The 10,732-nt window shown below is 73.5% G+C and carries 6 protein-coding genes; 3 read left to right on the forward strand and 3 right to left on the reverse strand.

What is annotated here, in order from left to right; genetic code table 11:
- Nucleotides 1–39: 39 nt before the first annotated feature.
- Nucleotides 40–4,590 carry an HAD-IC family P-type ATPase gene (locus tag ACIHCM_RS13810; protein ID WP_399894044.1) on the forward strand — a complete coding sequence of 1,517 codons (4,551 nt, stop codon included), beginning with the start codon at nt 40–42 and terminating at the stop codon, nt 4,588–4,590.
- 131 nt (nt 4,591–4,721) lie between these two features.
- Here ACIHCM_RS13810 and ACIHCM_RS13815 read toward each other — a convergent pair whose 3' ends face one another.
- Nucleotides 4,722–5,801 carry an NADH:flavin oxidoreductase/NADH oxidase gene (locus tag ACIHCM_RS13815; RefSeq protein ID WP_399894047.1) on the reverse strand — a complete coding sequence of 360 codons (1,080 nt, stop codon included), beginning with the start codon at nt 5,799–5,801 and terminating at the stop codon, nt 4,722–4,724.
- Nucleotides 5,802–5,935: 134 nt separating this feature from the next.
- Here ACIHCM_RS13815 and ACIHCM_RS13820 point away from each other — a divergent pair, with 134 nt between their 5' ends.
- Complete coding sequence (locus ACIHCM_RS13820) at nt 5,936–6,301, forward strand: ArsR/SmtB family transcription factor (RefSeq protein WP_399894050.1); 366 nt, start codon at nt 5,936–5,938, stop codon at nt 6,299–6,301.
- A 189-nt stretch (nt 6,302–6,490) separates the two neighbouring features.
- Here the strand turns inward: ACIHCM_RS13820 and ACIHCM_RS13825 are convergent, their stop codons facing one another.
- Nucleotides 6,491–7,831 carry an FAD-dependent oxidoreductase gene (locus ACIHCM_RS13825; protein WP_399894053.1) on the reverse strand — a complete coding sequence of 447 codons (1,341 nt, stop codon included), beginning with the start codon at nt 7,829–7,831 and terminating at the stop codon, nt 6,491–6,493.
- A 542-nt stretch (nt 7,832–8,373) separates the two neighbouring features.
- The gene (locus ACIHCM_RS13830; RefSeq protein ID WP_399894056.1) at nt 8,374–9,054 is read right to left on the reverse strand and encodes a DUF305 domain-containing protein; all 681 of its coding nucleotides are present in this window, start codon (nt 9,052–9,054) and stop codon (nt 8,374–8,376) included.
- A gap of 63 nt (nt 9,055–9,117) precedes the next feature.
- Between ACIHCM_RS13830 and ACIHCM_RS13835 the strand changes: the two genes are divergently transcribed.
- Complete coding sequence (locus ACIHCM_RS13835; RefSeq protein WP_399894059.1) at nt 9,118–10,620, forward strand: LVIVD repeat-containing protein; 1,503 nt, start codon at nt 9,118–9,120, stop codon at nt 10,618–10,620.
- Nucleotides 10,621–10,732: the final 112 nt, after the last annotated feature.

Consider the following 10,732-nt stretch of genomic DNA (forward strand, 5'->3'; position numbering starts at 1 on the left):
GAACACCGGCCCGCCTGACATACGAGAAAAGGGCGTGACATGGGGCTTTGGTTGCTGAGGAGCTCATCGGCGGCCGTCTCCGACATCGTCATGGCCGGGCCGCGCCTGCTGGCGCGCGGGACCGCGCCCGCGGTCGGTGCTGCCGCCGGTGCCGTGGCCGGAACCGCGCGCGCCGGGGTGCGCGGCGCGGAGTCCATGGTGCGGGTGTCGCGGGTGGCGCGTGCGGCGCTGCCCGGCGGGGACCGCCACTGGCGCGCCGGCAACCGGGTGCATCTCGCGCTGCGGGCGGCCACCGAGCCCGAGCAGCCGGAGGGCCCCGAGCGGCGGGAGGGACGCGAGCAGCCGAGGCGCCCCGAGCAGCCGGAGAGCTCCGAGCAGTGGGAGGGACGCGAGCAGCCGGACCGCCCCGAGCAGCCGGAAGGATTCGAGCAGCCGGAGGGGCTTGAGCGGCCGGAGCGCCCCGAGCCGCCGGCGGGGCCCGAGCAACCCGCGCAGCCCGAGCAGGAGGAACGGGCAGGTCGCGAGGACCGGGCAGCCGCCACCGCGCGAGCGGCCCGTCGGATGGCCGAGGCCCTCGCCGAGCACCCGGACGTGGCCTACGCCTACTGGGACGGCGGGCTCGCCCGGCTGGTGGTCGTCGCGTGCGAGGCGACGCTGACCGACGGGGTGCTCGAACGGGCCAACGAACTGGCCGACAAGTACAAGCTCGTGCCCGCGGACGTCCCGGTCGAGGAGTTCGCGCATCCCGGCGACCCGGGCGAGGTGCGGACCGTGTCGGCGGCGATCGTGGCCGACGCGGCGGGCATCGTCGCCGCGGTCACCGGGTCCATGCTGCGGCTGCCGCCCTCACCCCGGTTCGTGACCGCGGGCGTCACCCTGCTGCGCGAGAACCCCCGCTTCCGTGGCTGGTTGCGGTCCCGTTTCGGCGCCTCTCGTACGGACCTGATTCTGGCCGTCGCCAACGCGGCCGCCCATGGCGCCGGGCAGTCCCCGACCTCCCTGGTGCTGGACGGCGCCCTGCGTTTCCTCCAGCTCGCGGAGGCGCTGGCGCGCGGTGCCGCCTTCGAGTCGGTGCACGATCAGGTGGTCGGACCCGGACGGGACGACGTCGCCGCGCACCGTTTCCCGCGCCCGCCGCTACGGACCGCGCCCGCGCAGGAGTACGCCGTCCACGCCGAGACCGGCAGCGTGGTGGGAGCCGCCGTGACCCTGCTGGTCAAGCACAGTGGCACCGAAGCGGCCGAGGCCATCCTCGCGGGCTCCCCGAAGGCCGCGCGCTACGGCCCCGCTGCCTTCCACGCGGTCCTGGGCTGCGCACTGGCCCGCACCGGCGTGCTGGTACGCAACATGGACCGGCTGCGGCAACTGGAGACGGCCGGCACGGTCTTCCTGCATCCGAGCGCCCTGCACAGCGCGGACGGCAGCGCGGACCCGATGGCCGAGGCCGTTCTCGACGCGGCACGGCGGGCCGGCCTGCGGGTCGTGGTGGTGGCCGACCCCGCGCTCGGCGAGTTCGCCGCACTCGCGGACCACATCGTCGCCGCCGACCGCGCGCCCGGCGAGGTGGTGGACCGGCTGCGGGGCCGCGGGGGCGTCATCTCGGTCGCCCGGCCCTCCTCCGCCGACGACACCGACGCGCTGTCCGGGCTGCTCGCCGGGGACGTGGCCGTGGCGCTCGCCGACGGGGACTCGGCCGTCGCCTGGGGCGCCGACCTGGTCGCGCCGGGCGGACTCGCCGACGTGTGGCGACTGCTCAGCGCGGTGCCCGCGGCCCGCGGGGTCGGCCGGCGCTCGCAGGTCCTGGCCCGATCCGGCGCCGCCCTGTCCGGGCTGCTGGTCGCCGTGGGCGAGTCGGGGGGCGCCACCCCCGGCGGAATCCCGCTCGTCGGCCTGCGGCACGCGCCCGTAGACATCGGCGCCGCCCTCGCCCTGCTGGGTGGCACGCGAGCGGCCGTCGGCGTGGCGGCGGCCCGTGCGCCGCACCCCAGGCCACGGGTGCCCTGGCACGCCCTGAAGGTGAACGACGTGCGCAAGCGTCTGGAACGCCGCACGGAGGAGCAGCAGACGCCTGTCACCTCCGCGGTCGGCGGGGTTCGCAAGGCGGCGCGCACCGTCGTGCGCGCCCCCGGTATGGCGCCGGTCCGCTGGACACTCGATCTGGGCAGGGCGGTCCGGGGAGAGCTGGACGACCCGCTGACGCCCGTGCTGGCGGTCGGCTCGGCCGCGTCGGCGATCCTCGGCTCCATGGTGGACGCCCTGCTGGTCGTCGGTGCCCTCGACCTGAACGCGCTGGTCGGCGGCGTGCAGCGGCTGCGCGCCGAACGGGCGCTGTCCGGGCTCGTGGCCGAGCAGAAACAGAAGGCCCGCGTCAGCAACGGGGACGCGGGCGGCTCGCACACCGTGGACGCCGCCCGGCTGCACCCCGGGGATGTGATCGAGCTCAAGGTGGACGACGTCGTACCGGCCGACGCGCGCCTGCTGTGGGAGGACGGACTGGAGGTGGACGAGTCGGCGCTGACCGGCGAGTCGCTGCCCGTCGACAAACAGACGGAGCCCACACCGAGTGCCGCCGTCGCCGACCGCCGCTGCATGGTGTTCGAGGGCACCACCGTGGTCGCGGGACAGGCGCGGGCCGTGGTGGTGGAGACCGGCGAGCGCACCGAGGCGGCCCGGGCCGTCCACCTGGCAGCCCGCAAGCCCCCGGCCGCGGGTGTGCAGGCCCGGCTCCAGGAACTCACCAGCAAGGCACTGCCGTTGACGATGGCGGGCGGCGCGGCGGTGACCGGCCTGTCGCTGCTGCGCGGCGCCCCGATCCGGGAGGCGGTCAGCGGTGGGGTGGCGGTCGCGGTGGCCGCCGTCCCCGAAGGGCTGCCGCTGGTGGCCACGGTGGCGCAGCTCGCGGCCGCCCGCAGGCTCAGCCACCGGGGCGTGCTCGTACGCGCGCCGCGCACGCTGGAGGCGCTCGGCCGGATGGACACGGTCTGCTTCGACAAGACCGGCACCCTCACCGAGAACAAGCTGCGGCTGGTGCGGGTGACCGACGCCGACAGCAGGACTTCCACGCCGGAGGAGGCCGCGCAGACCGAGACCATGAGGGTCGCGGTACGTGCCTGTCCGCAGCCGGAGGAGGGACCCGACAAGCCCGTGCACGCCACCGACGAGGCCGTCCTGGACGCCGCCGGGCGTGACCCCGGGTGGGTGCAGACCGAGGGCCGGCCGTTCGAGGCGGGCCGTGGCTACGCCGGTGCCGTGGGCCATTCCGGCGACGGCAAGCGGGTGTTGGTGGTCAAGGGCGCGCCGGAGGTCGTCCTGCCGGCCTGCCGCGACGTCCCCGACCACGCCTACGACAAGGCCCACGACCTCGCCCGGGACGGACTGCGGGTGCTGGCGGTGGCGCAACGACCGCTGGCCGAAGGGGAGAAGGACGCGGAGGCCGGTGAAGCCCCCCTGAAGGGACTGGAGTTCACCGGGCTCCTCGCGCTGGCCGACGTGCCCCGCGAGTCGTCCACCGCGCTCGTGCACGGGTTGCGCGAGGCGGGCGTACGACCGGTGATGCTGACCGGCGACCACCCGCAGACCGCCCGCGCGATCGCCGTCCAGCTGGGGTGGCCGGAGGACACCGACGTGGTCACCGGCGACGAACTGGCCGCCGCGGACCGCTCCGAGCGCGCCCGGATGCTGCACGACGTGGGTGTGGTCGCCCGGGTCGCGCCCGAGCAGAAGCTCCAGGTCATCGAGGCGCTGATGGACTCCGGCCGGGTGGTCGGCATGGTGGGCGACGGCGCCAACGACGCCGCCGCCATCCGCGCCGCCGACATCGGCGTGGGCATCAGCGCCCGCGGTTCCGCCGCCGCCCGCAACGCCGCGGACCTGGTCCTCACCAACGGCGACATGACGGTGCTCGTCGAGGCGGTCTCGGAGGGCCGCGCCCTGTGGCACAGCGTCGCCGACGCCGTCGCCATCCTGATCGGCGGCAACGCGGGTGAGGTCGGCTTCGGCATCGTCGGCAGCCTGCTCGGCGGGACCTCGCCGCTGTCGACCCGTCAGATGCTGTTGGTGAACCTCTTCACGGACCTGTTCCCGGCCATGGCGGTGGCGGTCACGCCCCAGAAGGACGTGCGGGAGGAGGCGAGCGCGGGCAGTGGGCCGTTGGGTACGTCGCTGCTCGGCACGCCGCTCATGCGGCAGATCCGGCACCGGGCGCTGACCACGTGTCTCGGCGCGGTCGCGGCCTGGCTGATCGGCCGGTTCACTACGGGCTCGGTCCGCCGTACGACCACGATGGCCCTGTGCGCCGTGGTCGGCACCCAGCTCGCCCAGACCCTCGCCGACCGCCGCGACAGCCCCTTGGTCCGCCTGACCGTCCTCGGCTCCGCCGTGACCCTGGTCGCCGTGGTGGAAACCCCGGGCGTGAGCCAGGCACTGGGCTGCACGCCGCTCGGGCCGTTCGCCTGGGCGGGCGTCCTGGCCGCCATCGCCCTCGCGGTCGCGGGCCAGCGATCGCTGCCGCACATCGAACGGGCGGTCGTACGCCTGGGCGAGGGGGCACCCGCCGGCCTCAAGGACGTGCTGGCACGCCTCGGCGCCTGAGGGGGCGCCAGGAAGTGCGCGGGTGAGCGACGGCCGACGGCGGACGGCAGCGTGTGAAGGCCCTCTCAAACAGGCCCGCCGGACCCCTCACCGTCAGGTGACAGCCCCCGTCCGTCTCCGCCGGAACCCGCTCACGCCGACCGGTGATACTGCTCCGGCACCCGTACCGCGCCCCCCAGCTCACGAGCCGCGTGCCGTGCCCATGACGGGTTGCGCAGGAGCTCTCGGCCCAGCAGGACGGCGTCCGCCTCGCCGTTGGTGATGATCTTCTCCGCCTGTTCGGCCTCCGTGATGAGCCCGACCGCGGCGACGGGCAGGGAGGTCTCCGCCTTGACCCGGGCGGCGAAGGGGACCTGGTAGCCAGGGTCGGTCGGGATGTGGACGCCGGAGGCGTTGCCGCCGGTGGAGACGTCCAGGAGGTCGATGCCGTGGGTCTGGAGTTCGCGGGCGAAGCGGACCGTGTCGTCCCCGGTCCAGCCGCCCTCCTCCAGCCACTCCGTCGCCGAGACGCGGAAGAACAGCGGCTTGCCGTCCGGCCACACCTCCCGTACGGCGTCGACGACCTCCAGGGCGAACCGGGTCCGGTTCTCGTAGGAGCCGCCGTATGCGTCGATGCGGTGGTTGGAGTACGGCGAGAGGAACTCGTTGATCAGGTAGCCGTGGGCACCGTGGATCTCCGCGATCTCGAACCCGGCCGCCAGCGCCCGCCGCGCCGCGTCCGCGAACTGGCCGACGATCTCATGGATCTGCGCGACCGTCAGTTCGGTGGGCACCGGATGCCGCTCGTCGAACGCCACCGCGCTCGGAGCCACCGGCTGCCACCCGTGGCTGTCCGCCCCGACCGGCGCCCCGCCCTTCCACGGCTGCCCCGTCGACGCCTTGCGCCCGGCGTGGGCGAGCTGGATCGCCGGCACGGTCCCCTGCGAGACGAGGAAACGTGTGATCCGGCGGAACGCCTCGACCTGCGTGTCGTTCCAGATGCCGAGGTCCCACGGGGAGATCCGGCCCTGCGGGCACACCCCGGTCGCCTCCACGATGATCAGCCCCGTACCGCCGGCCGCGCGGGCGGCGTAGTGCGCGAAGTGCCAGTCGTGCGGCACGCCGGCATCGGGCCCCTCGGGTACGGCCGAGTACTGGCACATGGGCGGCATCCACACCCGGTTGGGAATCGTCACATCGCGCAGGGCGAAGGGCTCGAAGAGCGCACTCACGGCGGACTCCAATCATCACGCGGCTGTTGGGCGGCCATCGGCCGGCCGGGTAATACGATAGGTGTCGTAGTACGGTGGCTGTCAAACTACGATGTCTCTCGTACGATGGGATCCCCGGACGAAAAGGAGCCGCAGTGAGGCCCGCAGCCCCCGTCACCAGCAGCCGCGACCTGCCGCACCCGGCCCGTGAGGAGATCCGGCTGGAAGGCGTGCTGCACGCGCTCTCCGACCCGATGCGGCTGCGCATCGTGCGTGAACTCGCCGCCGGCGCCGGCGACGAGCTCTCCTGTTCGCACTTCGACCTGCCGGTCACCAAGTCCACGACCACGCACCACTTCCGGGTGCTGCGGGAGAGTGGCGTGATCCGGCAGGTGTACCGCGGTACGGCCAAGATGAACGGCCTGCGCCAGGAGGACCTGGACGTTCTCTTCCCGGGCCTCCTCGCCAGCCTGCTCGCCGCCGCCGGCCGGCAGGCCACCCGGCTCGGTGCCGCCGGCTGAACCGCCCCTACCAGGAAGGCGGTTGAAGAGCGCGGCCGCACATCGGCGGATCCGCGGGGATCAGGTTGCCAGGTCCGCGGATGACAGCTTCAGCGCGCCGCCCGCTCAACCGGGACGGTCACCGCGCCCGCGTCGATCGTGGGAACGCTGCATTCCCGACGGCGGCCGACTGCCGTGACAGCGTCTCCGTCACGACGCGCCGCGTGCCGCTGCCAGCAGGGATTCCCAGTCCGGCAGCTTGACGACACCGCGCCCGAGTGAGGCTCCGAGCTCGGCCTCCGCGCGTTCGATGGCTCGCCACCCCGACCACTCGACCGGCTCGGCCCCCGCGGCCCGCAGTGCGGCGAGCGGCTCGTCCGGGACGTCCTTCCGTACGAGCACGGCGGCGTCCTCGACCAGCGACAACACCGTCTCCTTGGCGCACGGGCGGTTGGTGCCGATGACGCCCGTGGGGCCGCGCTTGATCCAGCCCGCCACGTACTCGCCCGGCGCGACGACGCCGCCGCGCACCACGCGCCCGGCCAGATGCGGCACGGTGCCGGTGGCCGGATCGAACGGCAGTCCCTCCAGCGGCACTCCGCGATACCCCACCGACCGCAGCACCAACTGGGCCTCGATGTCCTCGTACCGGCCCGTCCCGGTCACCCCGCCCCGTCCGTCCGGCAGCGTCCGCTCGAAGCGCACCGCTCCGACCCGGCCGCCGTCGGCCAGCAACTCCACCGGACGCAAGAAGAAGCGCAGCCGGATCCGGCGCGGCAGATCTTTCGCCGGTTCGGCGGCCCAGCTACGGAGCACCTCGACGTTGCGCCGCTGCACGGCGGGCAGCGCCGACGGGTCCAGGTACGCCGGGTCCAGTGCCAACTCGTCCGGTTCCACGGACACTTCGGTATCCGGCAGCGCGCCGAGCTCGCGCAGCTCCTTGGTGGTGAACCGGGCCTGTGAGGGGCCGCGCCGCCCCACCATCCGGACCTCACTCACCCGGCTCGCGGTCAGCGCGGTGAGCGCCGCGTGCGGCATGTCGGTGGGGCTCAGCTCGGCCGGGCCGCGCGCCAGGATCCGGGTGACGTCCACGGCGACATTCCCCACGCCGATGACCACGGCCGACCGCGCGCCGAGCACGAAACCGTCGGCCAGGGCGTCGGGATGGGCGCTGTACCAGGACACGAACTCGGTCGCCGAGTAACTGCCCGGCAGGTCCTCACCCGGGATCCCGAGGTGGCGGTCGGTCGCGGCGCCCACGCAGTACACCACCGCGTGGTACAGCTCCCGCAGCCGGGCGGCCGGGACCCCGCCGGCGCCGACCTGCACACCGCCGAGGAAGCGCACCCGCTCGTGCTCCAGAACTGCCCGGAGATTGTTCTGCAGTGACTTGATCTTCTCGTGGTCGGGCGCCACGCCGTACCGCACCAGCCCGTAGGGGCAGGGCAGCCGGTCCAGCACGTCGACGAGGACGGTGGGGTCCTGCTGGACGAGCGTCTGGGCGCAATAGACCCCGCTCGGTCCGGAGCCGACGACGGCGACACGCAGCACGGCGGAACTCCTTCGTCCGGTGGGTCACCGGTGGATCGTCCGGTGCAGCACGGGAGATCGCTGATGGGTCCAGCATTGCACCGCCGTGGCTCCGCTGACAGGGTGCCGGACGGCACGAGGTGGCGAGTCCGTCCGAATGGAGTGCCCCGGCCCACCGCCCACCGCCGCCCGCCCGCCGCCCGGCCCCCCTCGCCTGCCCGCCGCCCGGCCCGCGCCTTACCCGCTGCCCGGCCTGCCGCCTGGCCCCGTTGCCTGCGCCGCCCGGCCCCCGCCGCCCGCGCGCCGCCCGGCCCCGCCTTACCCGCTGCCCGGCCTGCCGCCTGGCCGCGTTGCCGCGCGGCGCTCGGCCCCTCGCCTATCCGTTGCCCGCGCGCCGCCCGGCCCCCCCTCGCCTGCCCGCCGCCCGGCCCGCTGCCCTCACCCGCAGCCCTGCCACCGTCCCGCACCCCTGTCCGGCCCGGCCACCGTCCCGCACCCTGTCCGGCCCGGCCACCGCCCCGCACCCCGCACCCCGCCCGGCCACCGCCCCGCCCGCGGCGGCCTCACAGCATCGCGCGCATCCGCGTGATCTCGCTGGTCTGCTGGGCGATCACATCGTCGGCCAGCTCCTCGATCCGGACGTTGTTGCCCTGCGCCTTCACGTCCGCGGCCATCGTGATGGCCCCCTCGTGATGAGTGATCATCAGGGAGAGGAAGAGCCGGTCGAAGGCCTTCCCCCGCGCCGCCCGCAGTTCGGCCAGTTGGGCCTCGGTCGCCATGCCGGGCATCGCGGCATGATCATGACCTCCGCCCTCCTCGGTCTTCCCGTGCTCCTCGAGCCAGCTGCGCATCACTGTGATCTCCGGCTGCTGCGCGGCCTGGATCCGTTCCGCCACCTTCTTCACCTGCGACGACTCGGCTCGGTCCGGGACGAGTCCGGTCATCTCCAGGGCCTGGGAGTGGTGCGCGATCATCATGCGTGTGTAGTCGACGTCGGCGGAGTTGGGGGTGTCGTCGTCGGCGCGCTGCTTCGCCGCGTCCTCGGCGGACAGGGTCCGGTTCGCCTCGCCCGGGCCGCCGGGCACGATCACCGACGGACCGCTCGCTCCGTCCGGCCCGGCGTCCGCGCCGGAGTCGCAGGCTGTGAGCGCGAGCACGGCCGACGCGGTCAGCGGCACCGCGACGCGGACCGCCCGGGCGAAAACCTGCGTTACATCTCGCTGTCCCTCTGTTGATCTGTGCATGGCGAAGACGATACTGCGGGGGTCCGTGAACCGTTCCTCCCGAACGGAAGAAGGGAAGACGCAGTGATCCTGTCGAACGATCCCCGAACGCGGCTCAGACGTCTTGGCGTTGCCACCGCCGCGGCCGGACTGCTGGCCGCACTGCTGACGTCTCAGCCGGCGACCGCGACCCCCGACCCGGGGGACGGGCCGCAGACCGGCAAGGAGGTCTCCCGCAGCACCCAGGCCGAGGTGCGCGAGGCGCTGGAATCGGGTGAGATCCCCGGCCAGGACGAGATCGTCCACTCCGCCAACGTCGAGCACCTCACCAACATCCCCAAGGACGTGCTGCCCAATACCAATTCGGACCTCGCGTTCCAGGGCCGCTACGCCTTCGCCGGCAACTACGACGGCTTCCGCATCTTCGACATCAGCAACCCGCGGGCACCCAGGACGGTCGCCCAGGTGCTGTGCCCCGGCTCGCAGAACGACATCTCCGTCTCAGGCGACCTGCTGTTCCTGTCCACCGACTCCTCGCGCAGCGACAGCAGTTGCAACAGCACCACACAGCCGGTGACCGAGAAGTCCTCCTGGGAGGGCATGAAGGTCTTCGACATCAGCGACAAGCGCAACCCGCGGTACGTCGCCGCCGTCGAGACCGCCTGCGGCTCGCACACCCACACGCTGATCCCCGAGCGCCGCAACGTCTACGTGTACGTCTCCTCGTACTCGCCGAACGCCGCCTACCCCGACTGCCAACCGCCGCACGACGGCATATCGGTCATCAAGGTGCCGCGCCACGCCCCCGAGAAGGCGGCGGTCGTCGGCTTCCCGGTGCTCTTCCCGGGCGAGGGCCCGGACGGTGGCGGCAACCCCGGCGGACCCACCAACCCCGGCGTCTCCAAGACCACCGGCTGCCACGACATCACCGTGCTGCCCTCCAAGGACCTGGCGGCCGGCGCCTGCATGGGTGACGGCATCCTGTTCTCCATCAAGGACCCGGAGCGCCCGAAGGTCATCGACCGCGTGCAGGACAACGTGAACTTCGCGTTCTGGCACTCGGCGACCTTCAACCAGAGGGCGAACAAGGTCGTCTTCACCGACGAGCTCGGTGGCGGCGGCGCGGCCACCTGCAACGCCGAGATCGGCCCGAACCGGGGCGCCGACGGCATCTATGACATCGTCGGCCGGGGAGACCGGCGCGAGCTCGTCTTCCGCAGCTACTACAAGATCCCCCGGCACCAGGCGGACACCGAGAACTGCGTCGCCCACAACGGCTCGCTGATCCCGGTCAGGGGCAGGGACATCATGGTCCAGGCCTGGTACCAGGGCGGTGTGTCCGTCTGGGACTTCACCGACTCCGCCCGTCCCCAGGAGATCGCCTACTTCGAGCGCGGCCCGATCAGCACGGAGCAGCTCACGGGTGGCGGCTCCTGGTCGGCGTACTACTACAACGGCTACATCTACTCGAACGACATGGCGAAGGGCTTCGACGTCCTGAAGCTCGACGACCGGCGCACGGATCCCGCCCGGTGGGTGAAGCTGCGCGAGCTCAATGTGCAGACGCAGCCGGACTACTTCGACTAGGACGGCACATCGCCGTCGGGGGGGGGGGGGGGCCGCCCCCGGCCCCCCCCCCCCCCCCCCCCCCCCCCCCCCGGGGCCCGGCGCCCCCCCCCCCCCCGCCCCCCCCCCGCCG

The sequence above is a fragment of the Streptomyces sp. NPDC052023 genome (assembly GCF_044548465.1).
GTDB lineage: Bacteria > Actinomycetota > Actinomycetes > Streptomycetales > Streptomycetaceae > Streptomyces.

Coding starts and splice junctions, on each gene's coding strand:
- ACIHCM_RS13810 (WP_399894044.1), top strand. CDS start 40: ATGGGGCTTTGGTTGCTGAGGAGCTCATCGGCGGCCGTCTCCGACATC.
- ACIHCM_RS13830 (WP_399894056.1), bottom strand. CDS start 9,054: ATGCACAGATCAACAGAGGGACAGCGAGATGTAACGCAGGTTTTCGCC.